A 20,826-nucleotide genomic window follows, 5' to 3' on the forward strand; every position below is an offset into this window, starting at 1 on the left:
GCACACCAGATTGATTCAACGCATTTTCGGAGACAGAACCATGACAAGCAAGACAGCAGTGATTCGTTCGGATATCGGTTTCAGTACGCCGGATCGCATCACGGTACGCGGCAAGGATTTGCCGAACGAGATTCTGGGGCACATGAATCTGGGCGACTTCGCCTACTTTCAATTGACCGGCAAGACCGCTACCGGCAATCAGTCGCGGGTCTTCAATGCGATGTTGATCACGTTGGTCGAGCATGGCATTACTCCCAGCGCGCTGGTTGCCCGGCTGACCTATGCCGGTGCGCCGGAATCCTTGCAAGGCGCCGTCGCTGCCGGCTTGTGCGGGCTCGGAACGGTGTTTGTCGGCACCACGGAAGGCGCTGCCAAAATGTTGTATGAAGCGCTGGACGGCGCTGGCCCGGATGCCGATCTGGCCGATATCGCCAGGCGCACCGTGGCGGTTTTCCGTGACCGCAAACAGATTATTCCCGGCATCGGTCATCCGCTGCACAAGCCGATTGATCCGCGCACGCCGCGTCTGTTCCAGATCGCTGCCGACAATGGCATGAAAGGTCGTTACATCGCATTGATGGAATTGATCGGGGCGGAAGCCGAGCGTGCTTCCGGCAAGGTGTTGCCGATCAACGCCACCGGCGCCATCGGTGCGATTTGCTGCGAATTCGGGTTCCCCTGGAAGATCGTGCGCGGCTTCGGTGTCATGGCGCGCGCCATCGGTCTGGTCGGTCATATTCTGGAAGAGTCGGAAACGCCCATGGCGCACGAGATCTGGCACCGGATTGAAGACGAGGCCAGCGCGCATTTGCGCAAGTAGGTAAGCTCTTGCGCCAAGCCGCAAGATTTAACGATAAAAAATAGAAAAATCAGACAGGAGACATCATGGACAGAAATGCCAATGGAATGATTGCGGTCTGGCTGCATGTGGCCGAGTCGCGTGAAGAAGAGTTCAACGCCTGGTACGAAATGGAGCATGTGGCGGAGGTGTGCGCAATTGATGGCGTGGCCAGCGGCCGGCGCTATTTTTCGGCGGCACGGTTGCCCAAGTATCTGGTGTTTTACGAAACCCGCGACGAGCAGGTGGAGCCGGGGCCGGGCTTTCAGCGACTGTTGTCGCATCAAACGCCATGGTCGTGCCGCATGCAAGAGTTTTATGGCGAAAATCGCGTGCGCCGCAACTATCGCCGCCTGTTTGCGCAAGGCGCATTTCCTGCCACGCATGAGGGAAGTCTGTTCACCCTGACCGCGCAGGTGAGTGGCAGTGTTGACACTGCGCGTGTGACCGCCGGTGCCGCTGATGCCCTCAACGTGCCGGGTTGCGTGGCGGTGCGCTGTTTTGAAAATGTTGCCGCCGATGCCCGCTATCTGGAAGTGTATGACTTCGCCACGGCAGACGGGCCGGCACAGACGGCGTGGAATGACTTCATCGAAAGCCGCCAGGCGGCGTTGCGCAGTGCCGGTCTGAGCAATATCGTCAGCGACAGCTATCGCGCCACCGGTACGCCGCAAGTGGTGAGCTGAGGTGCCGGCCCCGTAATTACCTGCTGCAGAGAATAACGATAACGAGACAGAGAGCAATCATGATCCTGAAAAAATATTTGCCAGCATTGGTGCTGGCGCTGTTGTGCCAATACGCGCCGACGGCGGCAGTGGCCGAAGAAATTCACATCGGCGCGGCCTTTCCGCTGAGCGGGCCGAACGCCTCATTCGGTGATACGTTTCTGGCTGGCGCCAATCTGGCGGTGGAACATATCAATGCCGACAAGTTGTTGTCCGACAAACTGGTGATCAAATACGAAGACAGTCAGGGCTTGCCGCAGCAGGGCGTGATCGGCATGAACAAGCTGGTCAATGTGGAAAAAGTACCGTATGTGCTGACGGCATTCACCGGGGTCTCGAAAGCGATTTCTGGTGTTGCCCAGCGCACGCATACGGTCGTGGCCAATGGCGGTGCCATCGGTCCCGATCTGGCGACACTCGGGCCATACTTCTGGAACGTGATTCCGTTGGCCAATTTCGAAGTGCGCGCCATGGTGCCGTACCTGGTCAAGGAGCGTGGCCTGAAGCGGATCGTGCTGGTGTATGTCGATGACCCGCTCGGTCAGGCCATCAAGAAAGAACTGGAAACTGCGGTCCCGGCTGCCGGCGGGCAACTGGTGGATGTGTTGTCGGTACCGCCGACCATCCAGCAATTCAGCAGCATCGCCGCCCGTGTGCGCAGCGCCAAGGCCGATGCGGTCTACATCATTTCTTACGGCGCACAGCAATTGCAGATCGTCAAACAATTCCGCGACAACGGCATTACCCAGCAACTGGTGAGCTATACCGGCTTCTCGGTGCCCGAGATCGATGCCTTGCCGGAAGCGCGCGGCGCGTTGTACACCTCGCAAAACATCGACTGGAATTCCAGCGATCCGGTCACCAGGCGCTTTGTCGATGATTACCGCAAAAAGTACAAAAAGCTGCCGACCACTTACATGGCGAATTACTACAACGCGGTGCGCCTGTTCGGGTTGCTGGCGCACGATTTGCAAAAGCAGGGCAAGCCGGTGACCGGCGATACCTTGCTGGAACAGCGCAAGCAGAGCAAGCGTTTTGACTTCGTGGGCGGCAAGGTCAGCTTCGCCGATAACGGCACCATCACTGCGCCGATGCAAATCAATGAAGTCGATGGCAAGGGTGGCCGGCTGGTAACGGTGTCAGCCGCACCTTGAGCGCAGATTCCATCATGGGACATGGAGTACATATGAACGACGCAGGCATCCTGTTTTCTTTCACCGGTGGCGTGGCGCGCATCACGCTGAACCGGCCGCAGCGGCTCAACAGCCTGAGCGATGGCATGCATGAAGAGATTGCGGCGGCCATTGCCGGTGTCGAGCATGACCCGGCGCTGCGGGTACTGGTCTTCAGCGGCAGCGGTCGCGCCTTTTGTGCCGGCCAGGATCAGACCGACCGCACGCCGCCGGCCGACGGCAGCCGGCGTGATCTTGGCCTGTCGCTGGAACGGTATTACAAACCACTGGTATTGAAGTTGCGCGCGCTGCCGGTGCCGGTAGTGTGTGCCCTCAATGGCGTGGCGGCAGGTGTCGGTTCCACGCTGGCGCTGGCGTGTGACATCGTGATCGCCAGCAAGTCCGCTTATTTTTTACAAGGATTCACCAAGCTTGGCTTAATGCCCGATGCCGGTGCCACGCAATTCTTGCCGCAACTGGTGGGAACGGCGCGTGCCATCGGGCTGAGCATGCTCAATCACAAACTGAGTGCGGAGCAGGCGGCGGCCTGGGGCTTGATCTGGCGCTGCGTGGAAGATGAGGAATTCCAGGCGGAAGCCGAATTGCTGATCGCGCAACTGGCGGGTTCCGCCACCAAGGCGCTGGGGCTGACAAAACTGGCGATCTATGCGGCAGCCGATAACAGTCTGGCGCAGCAACTGGAACTGGAATTGCAGTCGCAACGGGCACTCGGTTACAGCGACGATTACCAGGAAGGAGCGGCAGCCTTTCGCGAAAAGCGGGCACCGCTGTTTCGCGGCAGTTGAATGCGTCGCCGCAAGGAAATGGCAGCAAGCAGAGAGCAATGACGGACAAATTTCTTAAAACATAATGCAGGAGATAAACATGTCTATATTAAAAAGAATTTTCGCTGCGGCGCTGATGGCCGGCGCCGTCTCTGCCATGCCGGCACATGCGGCTGACGTTACCATCGGCGCCTTGTTTCCGATGAGCGGACTGAATGCGTCGTATGGCGACATTTTCAGCTCCGGCGCCAACCTGGCGCGGGATCACATCAATGCCGACAATCTGCTGGGCGGCAAACTGTCGATCCAGTACGAAGACAGTCAGGCCTTGCCGCAGCAGGGCGTGATCGGCATGAACAAACTGGTCAATGTACAAAAGGTGCCGTATGTCCTGTCGGCTTTTACCGGTGTCTCGAAAGCGATTTCCACGGTAGCCGGACGTACCAAAACGGTTGCCGTCAATGGCGGCGGTGTCGGTCCCGATCTGGCCGAGCTTGGTCCGTATTTTTGGAACATCATTCCGCTGGCCAATTATGAAGTGCGCGCGATCATTCCTTATCTGGTCAACGAGCGCAAACTGAAACGCTTTGTGCTGGTATATATCGATGATCCGCTCGGGCAGGCGATCCGCAAGGAAATGGAAACCAGCTTGCCGGGCGCCGGCGGTCAACTGGTGGAAGCCTTGTCGGTGCCGGCCACGGCGCAGCAATTCGGCGGCATTGCCGCCCGGGTGCGGGCGGCCAATCCGGATGTGGTCTACATCGCGTCGTATGGCTCGCAACAGTTGCAGATCGTCAAGCAATTCCGCGACAACGGCGTCAAGCAATTGCTGGCCAGCTATACCGCGTTCTCGGTGCCGGAAATCAATACCCAGCCGGAAGCATTGGGTTCGCTGTACACCACGCAGTTCATGGACTGGAATTCGCATGATCCGGTGACCAAGCGCTTTGTGGATGATTACAAGAAAAAATACAACAAGATGCCGACCGCGTATATCGCCAACTATTACAACGCGGTACGCCTGTTCGCCTTGCTGGCCGAGCAATTGCAAAAGAAGGGCAAACCGGTTACCGGTGACAACCTGTTGGCACAGCGTATCGAAAGCAAATCGTTCGATCTGGTCGGCGGCAAGGTGACCTTTACTGACAACGGTACGGTAGTGATGCCGATGCAAATCAATGAAATCGACGGCAAAGGCGGCAAGATCGTCAGCGCCGCGAATACGAAATAACGCGAAGAGGCGAGTCCCATGCTGCTACTACAGCTTCTGATCAATGGCTTGCAGGTGGGCGCGCTGTATGCGCTCATCGCAGTCGGCTTTTCATTGATATTCGGTTCGACCAAGGTATTTCACTTTGCCCATGGTTCCACGTTCACGATTGCCGCCTATGTGTTTTATTACCTGTACTCGGTAGCGCAACTGCACTGGGTGCTGGCAATTCTGGCGGCAACACTGGCGGCGGTGCTGTTCGGCGTGTTGCTGGACCGCTTCGTGTACGCACCGATTCAGGCACATGAAGGCTCGTTCTTTACCGTGTTCGTGGCCTCGTTCGGGATCGGCATCGTGGTGCAAAATCTGATCGGCATCATCTTCGGTCGCAGCTTCGTATCGGTGGCGACGCCGCTCAGCCGCAGCATTGAAGTGGCATCCGGATTGTTTGTCTCGCCGCTGTCCGGGATTGCCATCGTGGTCGCCGCGCTGTTCTTCTGGGGCTTGCAGGTATTCCTGATGCGCACGCATGTCGGCATGGGATTGCGTGCCTTGTCAGAAAACACCGAACTGATCCGCGCGTATGGGTTGAGCCCGCGGCGCTTGTCGACCATCGTGTTCGCGCTCGGCTCCTTGCTGGTGGTGCCGGCGGCGATTCTGTCGGCAGCCAGCGCCGGCCTCAATCCGGCCATCGGTCACCATGTCATGCTGATCAGTCTGGCTGCCACTATCGTCGGCGGTGTCGGCAGCCTGCGCGGCGCCGCTTGTGCCGGTCTGTTGCTGGGCATGGCGGAGAACCTGGCGCTACTGTATTTCGAGCCGCAATGGAGCGAGGCGGTGACCTTCATCGTGTTGTTCCTGTTCATACTGTTCCGACCTTCCGGATTTTTCGGTCGCGCGGTTACTTCCTGAGGCCACCAATCATGTTTGCTTATTTACTCAATCTGGTGACGCTGATCTGCATCAACGCGATTTTGGCGATCACGCTCAACTTCATCATGGGCTATGCCGGGATTTTTTCGATTGCGCATGCGATCTTCTTTGGTGTCGGTGCATATACGGCCGCCTATTTCGCGGTGCACTTCAGTGCCTCTCTGTTTTTGGCGGTACCGGTAGCGATGGTGGTGGCGGGCTTGCTGTCACTGGTACTGGCGTTGCCGGCACTGCGCGTGCGCGGTGAGTACTTCGTCGCGGCTTCGCTCGGTTTGCAGGTGCTGGGGGTGACCGTGTTTTCCGAATGGAAGTCGGTGACCGGCGGGCTGGGCGGTGTGATCGGCATTCCGCCGGCGGAGCTGTTTGGCTATGCGGTGACCGATCCGGTGCAGTTCCTGTTGCTGACGCTGGCTTGCCTGATACCGGTGCTGCTGATCACCAGTACCTTGCTGCGTTCCAGTTTTGGCCGCAATCTGAAGGCAATCCGCGACAGTGAATCTGCGGCCCACGCGTTCGGCAAGAATGTAGCGGCGATCAAGACGCTGTCAGTGGTGATTTCTTCCGCGCTGGCAGCGGTAGCCGGGGCCTTGTATGCGTTCTACCTCGGCTTCATCAATGTCGAGAGCTTCATGCTGGATACTTCGGTGTTGCTGATGGCCATGGTCATCATTGGCGGCACCGGCACCTTGCTTGGTCCTATCGTCGGCACCGTGTTGCTGATGTTGCTGCCGAGTCTGTTCAGCTATATGTGGTTTTTGCCGCAAACCGAGATCGGCGCGATTCAGCAGATCGCTTACGGCATCGCCATGGTGTTATTGATGATTTATCGTCCGGGTGGCATTGTCGGCCCGGCCAAAAGGAGCAAGGCATGATGCGCGATCCCAGTCTGCAACCGCAGCAGGCAGCCCCGGAGCAAGAGGTATTGCTGCGCATCAGCAATCTCAACAAGGCATTCGGTGGCCTCAAGGTGACCAATAATGTATCGCTGGATCTGCGCGCCGGTATCGTGACCACGCTGGTGGGACCGAACGGCGCCGGCAAGACCACCTTGTTCAATCTGATTACCGGCCATCTGGTACCGGAATCCGGCGACATCCTGTGGAAAGGACAATCGATCGTCGGCAAGTCGCACTATCAGATTGGCCGCCTCGGGATCGCCCGCACTTTTCAGGATTTGCGTCTGTTCAACCACATGACAGTAGAAGAAAACGTACTGACGGTGATGGAGCCGAGTTCATGGATCTGGCAAGCCGGCGGCCGTGCCGCGCGACAGGCGCGGCTGGAAAAAGTAAGACATATTCTGGAACGGACCAAATTGGCCGACAAGGCCAAGACGCGCGCGATTGATCTGGCGTATGCCGAACGCAAATTCCTGAGCATGGCGCGCATCATGGCAACCGATTCCAAAATCTGGTTGCTGGATGAACCCGCGTCGGGTCTGGATCGCGGCTCGTATGAATTGTTTCTGGAACTGTTGCGCAGCGAAGTGCGACAGGGCGTGACGGTATGCATCATCGAACACAATCTCGATATCGTGATCGGCATTTCCGACCGCATTGCATTTCTCGATCAGGGCAAACTGCTGGCCGATGGCGATCCGGCCACGGTGCTCAAGGACCCGCATCTGGCGGCAATTTATTTCGGGGAGCAAGCAGCATGAACCAAACGCCAACTACCATATTGAGAACACGCGGGCTGGAAGTCGGTTATGGCGGGCGACCGGTATTGTCGAACTTTGATTTCGATTTGCGGCCGGCGGAAGTGCTGTGTCTGATTGGTCATAACGGCGCTGGCAAGTCGACGCTGCTGAAAACCTTGTTTGGCCTGGTACGACGCCAGCGCGGTGAAGTGCTGCTGGATGACAAGCCAATGAACATGCTGGAACCGCGCGCATTGACCGCTGCCGGCATTTCGCTGGTGCCGGAAGGACGCGGCATTTTTCCGGGACTGACGGTGGCGGAAACCATGAAGCTCGGTTTGTGGTCGGCCGGCGTCGCCGCCGAAGAACGGGCCGACCGTCTGGCCTGGGTAATGACGGTATTGCCGGCGCTGGGCCAGTTTTATCAGCGTCGCGCCGGTACCTTGTCGGGCGGCCAGCAGCAAATGGTGTCGATTGGTCGTGCGCTGCTGAGCCGGCCGCGTTGCCTGTTGATGGACGAACCATCGATTGGCCTTGCACCCAAGCTGTTTCAGGATTTGCTGCAGCCGATACGGCAGTTGCAAAAGGATTCCGGCATGGCGATTTTGCTGGTGGAGCAGAACGTCAAGGAAGCGCTCAAGATATCCGACCGTGTCGTGGTCATGAAATCGGGTGCGATTATCCGCGAAGCGGTACCGGAAGAATTGAGTGATAACGCCAAACTTATGGAGCTGTATTGAAATGAGCATCTTATCGGACATGCCGGCACTGCTGGCCCGCAATGTGGCGTTGCATGGCGACGCCATCGCTTTTATCGACGATGAGCGGGAGATCAGTTATCGCGAATTCGATGGCATGGTGCGCAATACGGTGGGCTGGCTGCAGCGGCAGGGCATCGGCGAGGGCGATATCGTGGCGGTCTGGCTGGTCAATCGCATCGAATGGATGGCGCTGTATTTCGGGCTGGCGCATATCGGCGCCGCCATGATGACGGTCAATACCCGTTATCGCTCGCATGAAGTGGAATACATTCTGGAGCGATCCCGGGCCAAGATGCTGATATTGCAGCTGAACTTCCGCAAGATCGATTTTCCGGCAGTGTTGCGGGATGTCAGTCATGCTGCTGCGGCCAGCGTCGAACGGGTGGCAGTGGTGGACGGCGATGGCCGCTTGCCGGCCGAGATTCTCGGCAAACCGACGGTCGCCTTTGATATGCAGACGCCGGCGCCCGCTACGGCGCCGGCAGCCGCTGTCGCCGATGCGCTCAGTATTCTGTTCACTACCTCCGGCACCACCAGCGGCCCCAAACTAGTGATGCATCCGCAGCGCACGGTCACTTTGCATAGCCAGAATGTCGCCAGGGCCTATGGTTTCGAGGAAGCCGGCGCACGTCTGCTGGCGGCGCTGCCGTTTTGCGGCGTGTTCGGTTTCAGTTCTGCCTTCGCCACGTTTGCCGCCGGCCAACCGGTGGTGCTGATGGATACCTTTGATGGCCCGACGGCGGCGCAACTGATCAATCGTCATCAGGTCACGCATGTGTTCGGCAGCGATGAAATGTTCCGCCGCATTATCGAAAACGTGGAAGGTCACGATCCGTTCCCCTCGGCACGCGTGTTTGGATTTGCAACTTTCCATCCGGGTGTGGTCGAGTTTGGCAAACAGGCCTGGAGCCGCCGTATTCCGATGACCGGCTTGTACGGATCGAGTGAAGTCAATGCCTTGTTCTCCTTGCAGCAGCAACACTTGCCGGTAACCGATCGGATTGAAGGCGGCGGCATGCCGGCCAGCAAGGATGCCGAAATTCGCATTCGCGATATCGACTCCGGTGAAATCTTGCCGGCCGGCGGCAGCGGCACGGTGGAAATTCGCGCCGCTACCAATTTCATCGGCTATCTGAATAATCCGGAAGCCACCGCCAAGGCAATCGATGCTGAAGGTTTCTTCCGTACCGGCGACGTCGGCTTCTTGCGCGAAGACGGCAGTTTTGTATATCAGACCCGGCAGGGCGACGCAATTCGTCTGGCCGGTTATCTGGTCAGCCCGGTGGAAATCGAAGATGCCCTGAAAGCCCAGCCGGGCGTCGCCGATGTGCAAGTGGTGGCGGTCGATATCGCGCGGCAGACGCGGGCCGTGGCCTTCGCGATTGCCCTGCCGGGACAGCAACTGGATGAGCGGCAGCTGATCGCGGCGACGGCGACCACCTTGGCCGCATTCAAGGTCCCGGCGCATATCTGGACGGTGGATAAATTCCCGACCACGCAAAGTTCCAACGGCAACAAGATCCAGCGCGCCAAGCTGCGCGAAATGGCGATCGAGCGTCTGGCTGCCGAAGCCTGATGTTGAAACGCACGTATTCATTTTTCAGGAGCACACCGCATGGCATCGTATTACCTTGAAGACTTTGCAGTTGACCAGTTGTTTGAAAGCAGCGGCAGAACCATCACCGAAGCCGATCTGACTTTCTTTTCCATGATTTCAGGCGACTGGAATCCGATTCACTGCAACGTTGAATTTGCGAAGAAGACCCGTTACGGCGAACGGGTAGTGCACGGCGTGTTGGGTATCGCGGTCAGCACCGGCATGTTGCATGAGCTTGGCATTTTCGAAAAATCGGTGATTGCCATGCTGGGTTTCCGCAACTGGAATTTTCTGGCGCCATTGCTGGTCGGCGACACCATTCATCTGGAATTGCGCATTACCTCAGTGGAGCCCGGCAAGAGCGGGCGCAGCGGCAAGCTTGGCCGCTTGTTCCGTCTGATCAATCAACACGGCGTGGTGGTGCAGGAAGGCGAAAGCGATGTGCTGGTATTGACCAAGAGCGGCGCGCAAGCGCAAAACGAGGCATAAGCATGACGGAAACGGTCACCATGCAAGTGGCGCAGGGGCTGGCGACCCTGACGCTGAATCGCCCGGACAAGATGAACGCCTTGTCGGTGCAAATGTTTCTGGAATTGCAGGCGCATGTCCTGTGCATAGCTGCAGATACGGAGCATATCGGGGCGGTGGTATTGCGTGGCGCCGGTAAATGTTTTTCCGCCGGCAATGATTTGCATGACTTGGCTGCCGGTCAGCCTTTGCCGGTGCCGCATTTGCAGGCGCGCGTGATTGAAAGCCTGGCTGATTTGCCGCAACCGGTGATCACGGCGGTGCATGGACATTGCTATACCGGCGCGCTGGAACTGGCGCTGGCTGGCGATCTGATCATTGCGGCAGAGTCGGCACGCTTTGCCGATACGCATGCCAAGTGGGCATTGACGCCGTTGTGGGGCATGAGCCAGCGCTTGCCGCGGCGGGTCGGTTTGTCCAGGGCGGCAGAAATGATGTTGCTGGGGCGGACCTATTCGGGGGCCGAAGCCCATGCCATGGGGCTGGCGAATTTTTGTGTGGCCGATGCGCAGTTCGATGCCGAAATCGAACGCACGGTGCGCGATCTGCTGAGCGGATCGTGGTTCAGCCATCGCGCCAACAAACATCTGTTGCGCGAGACCGATGGCTTGCCGCTGGCAGCCGGACTGGCGCACGAGGTATTCCGCAATGCCGGCAAGGGACCGGATATGCAGCAGCGGATTGCCGCTTTTCGTAAAAAATGATCAATGGATGAGTCATGACGCAAGTCTGTAATTTGCCACAACAACTGGCATTGCCGGTGATTGCTTCGCCGATGTTTCTGGTTTCCAATCCGGCGCTGGTGATTGCTCAATGCTGTGCCGGTATCGTCGGCGCGTTCCCGGCACTCAATGCCCGGCCGCAGGAATTGCTGGATGAGTGGCTGACGACCATCGAACAGGGGCTGGCCGCCTGCCGGGCGGCCGATCCGCAGCGGGTGATTGCACCGTATGCAGTGAATCTGATCGTGCACCAGTCCAATCCGCGTCTGCAAGACGATCTCGATACCTGTATCCGGCATCGGGTGCCGGTCATCATCACTTCCTTGCACAGTCCCGATGCGGTAGTCGAGCAAGTGCATGCCTATGGCGGCATCGTGCTGCACGACGTGACCACCGTCCGGCATGCCAAAAAGGCCTTGGCGGCCGGTGTCGATGGTTTGATTCTGGTGTGCGCCGGCGCCGGCGGGCACAGCGGTGCGCTGAGTCCGTTTGCGCTGGTATCCGAAGTGCGGGCGTTTTACGATGGCTTGCTGGTGCTGGCCGGTGCGATTACCAGCGGTAACGGGATTCTGGCGGCACAGGTATTGGGTTGTCAGTTGGCCTACATGGGGACGCGCTTCATCGCTTCCGAGGAAGCTTCAGCCGTCGCCGGTTACAAGCAGATGGTGGTCGATTCCAGTGCTGCCGATATTTTGTATACGCCGTATTTTTCCGGTGTCAGTGGCAATTATCTGAAGCCGAGCATCCGCGCCAGCGGGCTTGATCCGGACAATTTGCCGGTGCATGATGCGGCCGACGTGAATTTCGCCAAGCCGAAAAAATGGAAAGAAATCTGGGGATGCGGGCAGGGCGCCGGCAACATCGACGCTATTTTGCCGGCAGCAGATATCGTGGCACGTCTGAAACAGGAATATCGCACGGCGCGGCAAAACTTCTTGCCGCCGGTGTCGGCTTAACTGGTGCTGCGACGATAGAACGCCAGCGATCCAGCCAGCATCAGCAACACCGCGCCGCAAGAGCGATCCAGCCACAGCACGGCGCGCTGTCGCAGCAAACTGACGGCACGCGCGCCGATCAGCGCATAGCCCAGCATCACGGCGAAGTCCATACTGGCGAATACGAGACCGATGGCGACGTATTGCGGCCATTGCGGCTGGCCGGCATTGATGAACTGCGGCAGCAAGGCAGAGCAAAACAAATAGCCTTTGGGATTGGTGACCGCCACCAGAAATGATTTGGCGAAAATCCGGCGCGGCGCGGCTTCGCCTTGATCGGCGGAGGTTGGCGTCAGATCAAGTCCGCCGCGCGAACGCAACAGCTTGATGCCGAGCCAGGCAAGATAGGCAGCGCCGACCCATTTGACCACGCTGAACCAGAATTCCGATGCTGCCAGCAAGGCACCCAACCCGAGCGCTACCGAACCGACCAATACAAAATCCGACATCACCGCGCCGAACATCCCGGGCACCGAGCGCCGCACGCCGTAGCGTGCACCATTGGCCAGCGCCAGCAATACCGTCGGACCGGGCGTCACAATGGTGACGAAGGCAACCAGGGCAAAGACCGCCAGCGTGGTGATATTCAAGGCATGAGCGAACAGTGGTATTTCCATATCGGCGTGGGCAGGTCAGGTGACGGTTGTACTCGCCAGCGGTGGCGGTGAGGCTGCATCAGTTGCAGGCAATGGATGTTTATTATGCTGCACTTTGACGGCAAAAGGCGGGTATGCATCTGTCTGGTCCCTGGCATTGCCTGATGTCGGGGATAAGGCTTATCCGTTATGGTCATTGATTTTCACTGTTTGTTGTTTTTGTTGAAACTTTCTCCTTGGAAACAAGTCAAGCGTTTTTAATCCGCTATACTTGCAAAAGTCCCGATCATGCCGACGATTCTGCGTTCAGGTCCTTACCGCTTGTACTTTTACAGCCATGAGCCGAATGAGCCGCCGCACATTCACATTGATCGCGACAATGCGTCAGCCAAATTCTGGACTGAGCATGTTGCACTTGCCTGCAACGTCGGGTTTTCGGTGCATGAGCTTGGTATGTTGTTACAGCTGGTCCGCAGGCACCGGCGATTTCTTGTGGAGGCATGGCATGACTGGTTCGGCCCTGACAAACAGTGATACCCGGGTAAAGTCGGTGGCAATCGATGACGCCCAACTCTCGGTGGCCCTGATGGACGGCCGTGAAATAACCGTTCCTTTGAGCTGGTACCCGCGTCTGGCAAAGGCTACGCCGGAACAGCGCCGGCACTGGACCATCGCCGGCGCAGGTTATGGCATCCACTGGCCCGACATTGATGAAGACCTGAGTTCCGAAGGTTTGCTGCGCGGCGCCCCTGCCGCCGGCTGTCAACATCCTGCGCACTGAAGTTTTCGACCCGATCGGGCATTACTTGTCCGCCTCGCTGATTGAACCGCGACTTGCCGTGCGGTTTTTATGGCGAGAATTTCATGATCCTCATACACTCGCGGTCATGATCGAAAAAATTCTCTTTTGCCTGAAGCTCTTGCTTGTATTGCTCGTCATCATCCTGTTCGGGCAAGCCATCCAGTACCTCATTTTCAACGGCGGCTTCTCGGGCTCATTTCTGGATATCATTTTCTTCCGCCAGTAGCGCGCCCCGGTGGCAGGAATCTGGCGGCTGATTTTTCACCCTGCAGATTTTCCAGTTCATACACGAACGCTCAGCGTTTCAATCCTATCCACGCGTCCAGTTTTTTTGCATACGCCATCGTATGCGCCGGACTGCTCGATGGCAGCAGCACGATCCGGTATTGTTCCGCGCGTTCCTTCAATGCCTTCAATCCGATGCGCGCCGCAGTGCCGCCGTTGAACGCAATCGTCGTCAGTGTCGGCAGCGTGTCGATCAAGCCTGTGAGGTCGTTGCTGGCGTGATTGAGAATCTTGCTGTCGAGACTGCCTTCGCGCTGCGCTTCAGCCACCACATCCCACAATCCGATTCCGTGTACAAGCACGGCTTGCAGTCGCGCTTCGTACTCCAGCGCGCGCAAATCTTCGCTGACCACTTCAGATAATAATTTCCAGAAAGCGTTTTGCGGATTGGCGTAATACTGACTTTGCGCCAGCGAACGTTCGCCCGGCAGGCTGCCGAGAATCAGGGTGTGGATGTTGGCGTCGACGACTGGTGGAAAACTGGATTTGCGTTGCATGCGATAGCGGTGTTGTTGAGTCTGTGAAATGCCGGTGCCGGGCCGGCTGCACGTCCCGGCGATTAAGGCTACACTATTCGGCGCCGGCCGTCGGGCCCGTGTTTGCAGAGACCAAACCATAAGGATAAAACAGCATGACTGAAAAAATCATTGTCGTCACCGGCGGCAGTCGCGGTATCGGCGCGGCTACCGCGCAACTGGCGGCTGCGCGCGGCTACGCCGTCTGTATCAATTACGTTTCCAATCGCGGTGCCGCCGACGCGGTGGCGGACGGCATCGTCAAGGCCGGTGGCCGGGCGATTGCCGTGGCTGCGGACATGGCATCGGAAACCGATATCGTGCGCTTGTTTGCGACCGTCGACAAGGAACTCGGTCCGCTGACTGCATTGGTCAATAACGCCGGTATTCTGGAGCATCAGATTCGGGTGGATGAGATGACGGCCGAGCGCATCAACCGGGTGTTGATTACCAATGTGACCGGCAGCTTGTTGTGCGCGCGGGAAGCGGTACGCCGCATGTCGACGCGGCATGGCGGCAAGGGCGGATCGATTGTCAATCTGTCGTCGATGGCGGCCAAGCTCGGTGGTCCGAGTGAGTATGTCGATTATGCGGCGTCCAAGGGTGCCATCGATGCCTTCACGATCGGCCTGGCCAAGGAAGTGGCCGAGGAGGGCATTCGCGTCAATGCCGTGCGGCCGGGTCTGATCTACACCGACATTCACGCCAGCGGCGGCGAAGCCGGCCGGGTCGACCGTCTCAAGAACGCGGTGCCGATGAAGCGCGGCGGTACGGCGGAAGAAGTCGGCAATGCCATCATGTGGTTGTTGTCGGATGAAGCGTCTTACGCTACCGGTACTTTTATCGACGTCTCCGGCGGCCGCTGATCCCTGCTGAACCGCCCCGGCGGGCCGGCGACGGACATTCGGAGCGTATTCAGGGGCGGTTGCCGCGTCTGTATTAAAATACGCTCTGTTTGCAATGCTTGTGCAACAAGCTCATGCCCGGCAGCGGGCATTCCTATCGTCGGAGTTCAAGTATGAAAAAATTGATTTTAGTAGTGGCTTCCATCAGCGTTCTGGCCGGTTGTGCCGTGACACCGAATTCGGCCAGCGTGTACAACACCCGTCAGGCACAGGGCGAACAGACCGTGCGCATGGGCGTGGTCGAGTCGGTCCGTAACGTGACCATCGATAAAGGCGCCAGCGGCGTCGGCACTATCGCCGGCGGTGCACTGGGCGGGATTGCAGCCGGTTCGGCTATCGGTGGCGGTAACGGCGCTCTGGCAGCCGGTATTGTCGGCGCCCTGATCGGCGGCGTGGCCGGTAATCAGATCGAATCCAACGTCAGCAATCGTCCTGGCCTGGAAATCACGGTACGTCTGGATAACGGCGAACTGCGCGCGATTACGCAAGATGCCGATGAAGCATTCCGCGTCGGCGAACGTGTGCGTCTGTTGTCTTCGGGTCGTACTACCCGCGTAACTCACTAATATCACTGATATCAGTGAGCCGGTTCGCATCGGCACGGGCCAGCCATTCGGCCCGGCGGATGCGATACAGTACATGTCGTTGCAGCGGATGCCCGGGCGCCAGTCTGGGGTGATCAAAGTCTTCGCTGCGGTCGCAATGCATGCCGATTCGTTGCATCACGGCTTGTGAACGGTGATTGTCAGGCACCGTGAACGACACCACTTCCTCCAGTTGTTCCATATTGAAAGCGTAACCCAGTGCCGCTTGCGCTGCTTCGCTGGCATAGCCGTGGCCCCATGCTGCACGCACCAGCCGCCAGCCGATTTCCGTTGCCGGCGTGAATGGCGCGGCAAACGACACGCGCAGCAAACCGACAAATCCGGCAAACTCCATCACGCCAGGGATCTCCAGAACCCACAGACCGCAGCCTTCGCGCGCGAAATGATCCTGTATGCGTTCGGCCAGCTCAGCACTTTGCGTGGCAGTGAGGGTGGCGGGAAAGTGCTGCATGACTTCGGCATCGGCATTCATCGCCGCCAGTGCCGCCATATCGCTGGCGCGCCATGCCCGCAGCCGGGTACGCGGCGTCCGCAGTTCACCGTTCAAGGCGGACTCTCTTCGTGCTGAAACCATTTCAGCGCCTTGATGTAGACCACGGTTTGCAGCAAAGCTACCGTGCTGCCGGCAATTACTTCGCCGACCCGTACCAGTGCCAGGTGCAATTCCTGATGCAGACCGCCGCCGGCAAAGGCTGCGGACATCAGGATCACGACCGTGGCCGGGCCAAGACGCCAGTTGCTGGGATAGTTTTGCCACAGCATGGCAACCAGTACCGCTACCGTCAACGCGATCAGCATGGCGTGAAAGGTGGCGCCAAACAATACCAGTGACATACAGGCAATGATGCAGCCGGAAATGGTATTGATCAGGCGTGCTCTGAAGTTGGCCTTGGCCACCGTCATGTCGGGTTCGGTCACGATGATCAGTGAAATCATGGCCCAGTAGGGTTCCGGCATTCCCAGTGCGCGCAAGCCGAACCACAGGATCAGCGATCCGGACAGGATCTTGATCAGATAGACCAGTGCATTCTTGCGCGGATTGATGAAGTTGAGTTCCATGGCTTTCAGCATGAACATTGGCGTGCCGGAGGCAGCGCCAATGCCATTCATTTTTTAACTTACTTGGGCAACGCGTCCCGGGCTTGCTGCAGTTCCGCTTCGGCTTCGTCCAGTTTCTTTTGCTGACGCGTGATTTTCTTGCGCCGGCCATCGGCCTCGGCCTCTTTCAGGTCGGCTTTGCGCCGTTCGACCCTGGCTTCCAGTTTTTTGATTTCTGCTTCGCGTTCGCGCTGCAAGCCGGCGTCGGTGCAATGCTGTTCGATCTGGCGCAGGGCAATCTTGAGTTTGGCCTCTTGCGCGCTGTTGTTATGCGCACGCGCCTGTTCCAGGCGTTGCTGCACTTCTTCGCGTTTGGCCTCGCAACTGCCCGGCGGTGCTGCGGCCAGCGAGCACAAGGGCAGGGCGCACAGCAGGGCGGATACGGTCAGTCTGATCGGGGTCTTCATGGGCTGCTCCGGAAAAAGGTGACGCCTCTACTGTACAGGCAGATGCGGTGATCGGGCAATGCCGGAAACGACTGCGGCGGCCCGCAGGCCGCCGCAGCGCATGACGCGGATGGTGCTGTTACTTGCTGGCCATGCCCAGCAGCATGCCGTTGAGGCGTTTGACGAAACCGGATGGATCGGTCAAGGCGCCACCTTCGGCCAGCAAGGCCTGATCGAACAGGATATGGGCCCAGTCGTCAAAACGGGCTTCTTCATATTGCAGGCGTTGCACCAGCGGATGGTCCGGATTGATTTCCAGAATCGGCCGTGCTTCCGGCGCATTCTGACCGGCCGCCTTGAGCATGCGCACCAGATTGCCGGACAGTTCGTTTTCATCTGCCACCAGACAAGCCGGCGAATCCGTCAGACGGAAGGTGACGCGGACTTCCTTGGCCTTGTCGCCCAGTGAAGTCTTCATCTTCTCGACCAGTTCCTTGAAGCGGGTCTCGGTTTCTTCGTGCTGTTTCTTTTCGGCTTCGTTTTCCAGCTGACCCAGATCAAGTCCGCCCTTGGCGACCGAGGCCAGTTCCTTGCCGTCGAAATCCTGCAGGAACGACAGCATCCATTCATCGACGCGGTCACTCAGCAACAACACTTCCACACCCTTTTTACGGAAGATTTCCAGATGCGGACTGTTGCGGGCAGCGTGATGGGTTTCACCGGTGACGTAATAAATCTTGTCCTGGCCTTCCTTCATGCGTGCCACGTAATCGGCGAACGATACGTTTTGGGCATCGTCGTCGTTATGGGTCGAGGCGAAGCGCAGCAGCTTGGCGAGACGATCCTTGTTGGCGGCATCTTCACCGATACCTTCCTTGAGGGCCTGACCGAACTCGTTCCAGAAACCGGCGTACTTGTCTTTTTGCGCCTGATCGTCGCTGTTGGCCAATTCTTCCAGCAGGCTCAGCACGCGCTTGGTCGAACCTTCGCGGATCGCCTTGACGTCGCGCGACTCCTGCAGAATTTCACGCGATACGTTGAGTGGCAGATCAGCCGAATCGATCACGCCCTTGACGAAGCGCAGGTAGACCGGCATCAGTTGTTCTGCGTCGTCCATGATGAACACGCGCTTGACGTACAGCTTGATGCCGCCGCGCTTGTTGCGGTCCCACATGTCGAACGGTGCACGGGCCGGGATGTAAAGCAGTTGCGTGTATTCGCTGCGACCTTCCACTCGGTTGTGGGTGTAGGCCAGCGGCGCGCCGAAGTCATGCGAGATGTGCTTGTAGAATTCTTCGTACTGTTCCGGCGTGATGTCGGACTTGCTGCGGGTCCACAGGGCGCTGGCCTGATTTACCGTTTCCAGTTCGTCCCGGGTGACGGTTTCTTTTTTCTCTTCGTCCCACTCTTCCTTTTGCATCAGGATCGGCAGCGAGATGTGGTCCGAATACTTGCGGATCACGGACTTCAATTGCCATGCCGACAGATACTCATCTTCGCCTTCGCGCAGATGCAGGATGATGTCGGTGCCGCGGTTCGGTTTGTCGATGGCTTCCACCGAGAATTCGCCGGCGCCTTCCGATTCCCAGCGCACGCCTTCGTTGGCTGGCGCACCGGCACGGCGGGTTTCGACCGTGATGCGGTCGGCGATGATGAAGCCGGAGTAGAAGCCGACGCCGAACTGACCGATCAGTGCGGCATCCTTTTGCTGGTCGCCGGACAGGCGCGAAAAGAATTCCTTGGTACCGGACTTGGCGATGGTGCCCAGATGGGAAATCGCTTCATCACGGCTCATGCCGATACCGTTGTCGGAAATCGTGATGGTGCGCGCCGCCTTGTCAAAGCTGACCTTGATCTTCAGTTCCGGATCGTTCTCGAACAGGGCGCTGTTGTTGATTGCTTCGAAGCGCAGCTTGTCGGCGGCGTCAGAAGCGTTGGAGATCAGTTCGCGCAGGAAAATTTCCTTGTTCGAGTACAAGGAGTGAATCATCAGTTGCAACAGTTGCTTCACTTCGGCCTGAAAGCCCAGGGTTTGCTTTTCGGATGCTGCCATGTTTGCCTCTTCGATCTAAAAAAATGAATTCATGTCTGCTCGTGCCGGATCTGACCGAACCGGTTTCGACCCGCTGCCGAGCGCGTATTGTAGGGAAAATGCGGCTGCTTATGAAGATTTCAACCGGCCGGCTCCAAAAAATTGCTGGCTGGCCAGTACCGTCCGGTTAGCGCAATTCCTGTTCCAGAAAACGCCAGATGCCGGGATCGGCCATGCTGGCGACGTTCAGGCGCATTTTGGTGGACGGTAACTGGTTGGGCGAAAACAGGCTGCCGGGGGCCAGCAGAAATCCTTGCTCCATGGCTTTTTCCGTCATGACGTTGGTGTCGCGACCGGCATCGGCCCAGACAAACATGCCGCTGGCGGTAGCGGTGCCGGTATGCAGCCCGATCCGCTCCAGTTGCCGGATGGTCTTGTCGCGCACGCTGGTAAGGCGGTTGCGCAAGCGCTCGGCGTGCTTGCGATAATGCCCTTCTGACAATATTTTGTAAACCACGCGCTCGCCGATTTCGCTGGTGGTGAGGGTCGACAGCATCTTGCGGTCGGCCAGATGGCGCACCAGTTCCGGGTCGGCAGCAATGAAGCCGACCCGCAGATTGGCCGACAGCGTCTTGGAAAAACCGCTCAGATAAATCACCCGGTGCAACTGGTCCAGCGCCGCAATGCGGGTCGCACCTTGCCCCCCGGAGCCGGGATGACCGGGATGCATATCGCAATAGATATCGTCTTCGACAATCATGAAGTCGTGTTCTTCCGCCATGCGCAAGATCTGGAACGCCTTGGCCGCCGACAGCGAAGTCGAGGTCGGATTGTGCAGCACCGAGTTGATGACATACAGGCGCGGCTTGTGCAGTGCCGCCAGTTCGGCCAGTTTGGCGATATCCGGGCCATCGGCCAGACGCGGGATGCCGACCACCTTGGCGCCGAGCGCGGCGAACGAGCCGAACATCAGAAACCAGGCCGGATCATCAACGAAAATCACATCGCCCGGCCGCAGGAAATGGCGTGCCACGATATCCAGTGCCTGGGTGACGCCGGAGGTCATCAGGATTTGTTCCGGCGACGCTGAAATTTCCAGTTCGGCCAGCTTCAGTTGCAACTGGTGACGTAATGGCAGAAAGCCTTGCGGGGTGCCATAGGTGACCAGCGCCTGATTCTGGCGACCGATGGCGCGCAAGCCTTGAGCGATCAGGTCGCCATCGAGCCAGTCCGCCGGCAGCAGGCCGCCGCCCGGCATTTTTTGCGAGGGCATCTGGCGGAACATGTTGCGGATCAGCCAGACCACATCCAGTTGCTGCGCCGCATGCTCATCTGTACGCGTCGCGCCGGCTCCGGCGGCCACTGCAACCGGCGATTGTTCCCGCACATAAAAGCCGGAGCCGCGTCGCGATTCCAGAAAACCCTTGGCTACCAGCCGGTCATACGCTTCCACCACGGTAAAGCGGGAAACCCCATGCTGGTCGGCGAATTGTCGAATTGACTGCATGCGTGTACCGGTACGCAATAACTTGTCGTCAATGCGAGACTGAATCGTGCGCACGATCTGATCCACTAGCGAATCGCCGCTTTCGCGTGACAACAGGGGCGGCTGCAGGACGGTATCCGGTATGGCGGCGCTGGCTGTATTGGTCATATTACCGTGACAAAGAGAGTAACTATTTGATGAAGTGTACTGG

General features: G+C 58.3%; 25 protein-coding genes. 18 read left to right on the plus strand and 7 right to left on the minus strand.

Translation table 11 applies throughout. The features are described from left to right. Nucleotides 1-40: 40 nt before the first annotated feature. The 13 genes from AKL27_RS13245 to AKL27_RS13305 all read left to right on the plus strand — a co-directional run bounded on the left by AKL27_RS13245 (nucleotide 41) and on the right by AKL27_RS13305 (nucleotide 11,866). Complete coding sequence (locus tag AKL27_RS13245) at nucleotides 41-820, plus strand: citryl-CoA lyase (protein WP_050463310.1); 780 nt, start codon at nucleotides 41-43, stop codon at nucleotides 818-820. Between the two features lie 65 nt (nucleotides 821-885). Next, entirely contained in the window at nucleotides 886-1,524 is a 639-nt protein-coding gene (locus AKL27_RS13250) for a DUF4286 family protein (protein WP_050463311.1), read from the plus strand. 59 nt (nucleotides 1,525-1,583) lie between these two features. After that, the gene (locus AKL27_RS13255) at nucleotides 1,584-2,717 is read left to right on the plus strand and encodes an ABC transporter substrate-binding protein (RefSeq protein WP_050463312.1); all 1,134 of its coding nucleotides are present in this window, start codon (nucleotides 1,584-1,586) and stop codon (nucleotides 2,715-2,717) included. 32 nt (nucleotides 2,718-2,749) lie between these two features. Then, nucleotides 2,750-3,541 carry an enoyl-CoA hydratase-related protein gene (locus tag AKL27_RS13260; RefSeq protein ID WP_050463313.1) on the plus strand — a complete coding sequence of 264 codons (792 nt, stop codon included), beginning with the start codon at nucleotides 2,750-2,752 and terminating at the stop codon, nucleotides 3,539-3,541. A 79-nt stretch (nucleotides 3,542-3,620) separates the two neighbouring features. Next, nucleotides 3,621-4,751, plus strand: coding sequence for an ABC transporter substrate-binding protein (locus AKL27_RS13265; protein ID WP_050463314.1), 1,131 nt, complete (start codon nucleotides 3,621-3,623; stop codon nucleotides 4,749-4,751). A gap of 18 nt (nucleotides 4,752-4,769) precedes the next feature. Beyond that, nucleotides 4,770-5,642 (plus strand): branched-chain amino acid ABC transporter permease, encoded by an 873-nt coding sequence (locus tag AKL27_RS13270; protein WP_050463315.1) that lies wholly within the window; start codon nucleotides 4,770-4,772, stop codon nucleotides 5,640-5,642. An 11-nt stretch (nucleotides 5,643-5,653) separates the two neighbouring features. Next, on the plus strand, nucleotides 5,654-6,535 hold the full coding sequence (locus AKL27_RS13275; protein WP_050463316.1) for a branched-chain amino acid ABC transporter permease: 882 nt from the start codon (nucleotides 5,654-5,656) through the stop codon (nucleotides 6,533-6,535). Beyond that, complete coding sequence (locus tag AKL27_RS13280) at nucleotides 6,532-7,323, plus strand: ABC transporter ATP-binding protein (protein ID WP_083439026.1); 792 nt, start codon at nucleotides 6,532-6,534, stop codon at nucleotides 7,321-7,323. Before AKL27_RS13275 ends, AKL27_RS13280 begins: the two co-directional genes overlap by 4 nt. Continuing rightward, entirely contained in the window at nucleotides 7,320-8,042 is a 723-nt protein-coding gene (locus AKL27_RS13285; RefSeq protein WP_050463317.1) for an ABC transporter ATP-binding protein, read from the plus strand. The genes AKL27_RS13280 and AKL27_RS13285 overlap by 4 nt, the downstream gene beginning before the upstream one ends. A gap of 1 nt (nucleotide 8,043) precedes the next feature. Then, nucleotides 8,044-9,639, plus strand: a complete 1,596-nt coding sequence (locus AKL27_RS13290; protein ID WP_083439027.1) for an AMP-binding protein — start codon at nucleotides 8,044-8,046, stop codon at nucleotides 9,637-9,639. Between the two features lie 39 nt (nucleotides 9,640-9,678). After that, the gene (locus tag AKL27_RS13295; protein ID WP_050463318.1) at nucleotides 9,679-10,149 is read left to right on the plus strand and encodes a MaoC/PaaZ C-terminal domain-containing protein; all 471 of its coding nucleotides are present in this window, start codon (nucleotides 9,679-9,681) and stop codon (nucleotides 10,147-10,149) included. 2 nt (nucleotides 10,150-10,151) lie between these two features. Further along, on the plus strand, nucleotides 10,152-10,892 hold the full coding sequence (locus tag AKL27_RS13300; RefSeq protein ID WP_050463319.1) for an enoyl-CoA hydratase/isomerase family protein: 741 nt from the start codon (nucleotides 10,152-10,154) through the stop codon (nucleotides 10,890-10,892). 14 nt (nucleotides 10,893-10,906) lie between these two features. Beyond that, nucleotides 10,907-11,866 carry an NAD(P)H-dependent flavin oxidoreductase gene (locus AKL27_RS13305; protein ID WP_050463320.1) on the plus strand — a complete coding sequence of 320 codons (960 nt, stop codon included), beginning with the start codon at nucleotides 10,907-10,909 and terminating at the stop codon, nucleotides 11,864-11,866. Here AKL27_RS13305 and AKL27_RS13310 read toward each other — a convergent pair. Then, nucleotides 11,863-12,495, minus strand: coding sequence for a LysE family translocator (locus tag AKL27_RS13310; protein ID WP_050463388.1), 633 nt, complete (start codon nucleotides 12,493-12,495; stop codon nucleotides 11,863-11,865). The genes AKL27_RS13305 and AKL27_RS13310 overlap by 4 nt on opposite strands. A gap of 294 nt (nucleotides 12,496-12,789) precedes the next feature. Here AKL27_RS13310 and AKL27_RS28640 point away from each other — a divergent pair, with 294 nt between their 5' ends. Genes AKL27_RS28640 through AKL27_RS27750 form a run of 3 tightly spaced genes read left to right on the plus strand, consistent with a single transcriptional unit; the run spans nucleotide 12,790 to nucleotide 13,529 of the window. Beyond that, nucleotides 12,790-13,035 (plus strand): DUF4160 domain-containing protein, encoded by a 246-nt coding sequence (locus tag AKL27_RS28640; RefSeq protein WP_083439028.1) that lies wholly within the window; start codon nucleotides 12,790-12,792, stop codon nucleotides 13,033-13,035. Then, on the plus strand, nucleotides 13,007-13,282 hold the full coding sequence (locus tag AKL27_RS13315) for a DUF2442 domain-containing protein (RefSeq protein ID WP_050463321.1): 276 nt from the start codon (nucleotides 13,007-13,009) through the stop codon (nucleotides 13,280-13,282). The genes AKL27_RS28640 and AKL27_RS13315 overlap by 29 nt, the downstream gene beginning before the upstream one ends. A 25-nt stretch (nucleotides 13,283-13,307) precedes the next feature. Then, on the plus strand, nucleotides 13,308-13,529 hold the full coding sequence (locus AKL27_RS27750) for a hypothetical protein (RefSeq protein WP_157056918.1): 222 nt from the start codon (nucleotides 13,308-13,310) through the stop codon (nucleotides 13,527-13,529). 70 nt (nucleotides 13,530-13,599) lie between these two features. On the opposite strand, the gene AKL27_RS13320 is transcribed toward AKL27_RS27750, so the two are convergent. Beyond that, the gene (locus AKL27_RS13320) at nucleotides 13,600-14,085 is read right to left on the minus strand and encodes a DNA-deoxyinosine glycosylase (RefSeq protein ID WP_050463322.1); all 486 of its coding nucleotides are present in this window, start codon (nucleotides 14,083-14,085) and stop codon (nucleotides 13,600-13,602) included. 134 nt (nucleotides 14,086-14,219) lie between these two features. On the opposite strand from AKL27_RS13320, the gene AKL27_RS13325 reads away from it, so the two are divergent. After that, complete coding sequence (locus AKL27_RS13325) at nucleotides 14,220-14,969, plus strand: SDR family oxidoreductase (protein WP_050463323.1); 750 nt, start codon at nucleotides 14,220-14,222, stop codon at nucleotides 14,967-14,969. Nucleotides 14,970-15,121: 152 nt separating this feature from the next. Then, complete coding sequence (locus tag AKL27_RS13330; RefSeq protein ID WP_050463324.1) at nucleotides 15,122-15,574, plus strand: outer membrane lipoprotein; 453 nt, start codon at nucleotides 15,122-15,124, stop codon at nucleotides 15,572-15,574. On the opposite strand, the gene AKL27_RS13335 is transcribed toward AKL27_RS13330, so the two are convergent. The 5 genes from AKL27_RS13335 to AKL27_RS13355 form a co-directional block, all read right to left on the minus strand. Continuing rightward, nucleotides 15,555-16,160 (minus strand): GNAT family N-acetyltransferase, encoded by a 606-nt coding sequence (locus tag AKL27_RS13335; protein WP_232310984.1) that lies wholly within the window; start codon nucleotides 16,158-16,160, stop codon nucleotides 15,555-15,557. The genes AKL27_RS13330 and AKL27_RS13335 overlap by 20 nt on opposite strands. Beyond that, on the minus strand, nucleotides 16,157-16,672 hold the full coding sequence (locus AKL27_RS13340) for an FUSC family protein (RefSeq protein ID WP_050463389.1): 516 nt from the start codon (nucleotides 16,670-16,672) through the stop codon (nucleotides 16,157-16,159). Before AKL27_RS13340 ends, AKL27_RS13335 begins: the two co-directional genes overlap by 4 nt. 59 nt (nucleotides 16,673-16,731) lie before the next feature. Then, a complete protein-coding gene (locus AKL27_RS13345; RefSeq protein ID WP_050463326.1) occupies nucleotides 16,732-17,118 on the minus strand; it encodes a DUF1090 domain-containing protein in 387 nt (128 codons plus the stop codon). Nucleotides 17,119-17,236: 118 nt separating this feature from the next. Continuing rightward, entirely contained in the window at nucleotides 17,237-19,150 is a 1,914-nt protein-coding gene (gene htpG / locus AKL27_RS13350; protein WP_050463327.1) for a molecular chaperone HtpG, read from the minus strand. A 166-nt stretch (nucleotides 19,151-19,316) separates the two neighbouring features. Further along, on the minus strand, nucleotides 19,317-20,783 hold the full coding sequence (locus AKL27_RS13355; RefSeq protein ID WP_050463328.1) for an aminotransferase-like domain-containing protein: 1,467 nt from the start codon (nucleotides 20,781-20,783) through the stop codon (nucleotides 19,317-19,319). Nucleotides 20,784-20,826: the final 43 nt, after the last annotated feature.

Source organism: Herbaspirillum autotrophicum (genome assembly GCF_001189915.1).
Lineage (GTDB): Bacteria > Pseudomonadota > Gammaproteobacteria > Burkholderiales > Burkholderiaceae_D > Herbaspirillum > Herbaspirillum autotrophicum.

Excerpts from the sequence above, each read along its gene's own strand:
- AKL27_RS13245 (WP_050463310.1), top strand. The coding sequence starts at position 41 with ATGACAAGCAAGACAGCAGTGATTCGTTCGGATATCGGTTTCAGTACG.
- AKL27_RS13250 (WP_050463311.1), top strand. The coding sequence starts at position 886 with ATGGACAGAAATGCCAATGGAATGATTGCGGTCTGGCTGCATGTGGCC.
- AKL27_RS13255 (WP_050463312.1), top strand. The coding sequence starts at position 1,584 with ATGATCCTGAAAAAATATTTGCCAGCATTGGTGCTGGCGCTGTTGTGC.
- AKL27_RS13260 (WP_050463313.1), top strand. The coding sequence starts at position 2,750 with ATGAACGACGCAGGCATCCTGTTTTCTTTCACCGGTGGCGTGGCGCGC.
- AKL27_RS13265 (WP_050463314.1), top strand. The coding sequence starts at position 3,621 with ATGTCTATATTAAAAAGAATTTTCGCTGCGGCGCTGATGGCCGGCGCC.
- AKL27_RS13270 (WP_050463315.1), top strand. The coding sequence starts at position 4,770 with ATGCTGCTACTACAGCTTCTGATCAATGGCTTGCAGGTGGGCGCGCTG.
- AKL27_RS13275 (WP_050463316.1), top strand. The coding sequence starts at position 5,654 with ATGTTTGCTTATTTACTCAATCTGGTGACGCTGATCTGCATCAACGCG.
- AKL27_RS13280 (WP_083439026.1), top strand. The coding sequence starts at position 6,532 with ATGATGCGCGATCCCAGTCTGCAACCGCAGCAGGCAGCCCCGGAGCAA.
- AKL27_RS13285 (WP_050463317.1), top strand. The coding sequence starts at position 7,320 with ATGAACCAAACGCCAACTACCATATTGAGAACACGCGGGCTGGAAGTC.
- AKL27_RS13290 (WP_083439027.1), top strand. The coding sequence starts at position 8,044 with ATGAGCATCTTATCGGACATGCCGGCACTGCTGGCCCGCAATGTGGCG.
- AKL27_RS13295 (WP_050463318.1), top strand. The coding sequence starts at position 9,679 with ATGGCATCGTATTACCTTGAAGACTTTGCAGTTGACCAGTTGTTTGAA.
- AKL27_RS13300 (WP_050463319.1), top strand. The coding sequence starts at position 10,152 with ATGACGGAAACGGTCACCATGCAAGTGGCGCAGGGGCTGGCGACCCTG.
- AKL27_RS13305 (WP_050463320.1), top strand. The coding sequence starts at position 10,907 with ATGACGCAAGTCTGTAATTTGCCACAACAACTGGCATTGCCGGTGATT.
- AKL27_RS28640 (WP_083439028.1), top strand. The coding sequence starts at position 12,790 with ATGCCGACGATTCTGCGTTCAGGTCCTTACCGCTTGTACTTTTACAGC.
- AKL27_RS13315 (WP_050463321.1), top strand. The coding sequence starts at position 13,007 with ATGACTGGTTCGGCCCTGACAAACAGTGATACCCGGGTAAAGTCGGTG.
- AKL27_RS13320 (WP_050463322.1), bottom strand. The coding sequence starts at position 14,085 with ATGCAACGCAAATCCAGTTTTCCACCAGTCGTCGACGCCAACATCCAC.
- AKL27_RS13325 (WP_050463323.1), top strand. The coding sequence starts at position 14,220 with ATGACTGAAAAAATCATTGTCGTCACCGGCGGCAGTCGCGGTATCGGC.
- AKL27_RS13330 (WP_050463324.1), top strand. The coding sequence starts at position 15,122 with ATGAAAAAATTGATTTTAGTAGTGGCTTCCATCAGCGTTCTGGCCGGT.
- AKL27_RS13340 (WP_050463389.1), bottom strand. The coding sequence starts at position 16,672 with ATGGAACTCAACTTCATCAATCCGCGCAAGAATGCACTGGTCTATCTG.
- AKL27_RS13345 (WP_050463326.1), bottom strand. The coding sequence starts at position 17,118 with ATGAAGACCCCGATCAGACTGACCGTATCCGCCCTGCTGTGCGCCCTG.
- htpG (WP_050463327.1), bottom strand. The coding sequence starts at position 19,150 with ATGGCAGCATCCGAAAAGCAAACCCTGGGCTTTCAGGCCGAAGTGAAG.
- AKL27_RS13355 (WP_050463328.1), bottom strand. The coding sequence starts at position 20,783 with ATGACCAATACAGCCAGCGCCGCCATACCGGATACCGTCCTGCAGCCG.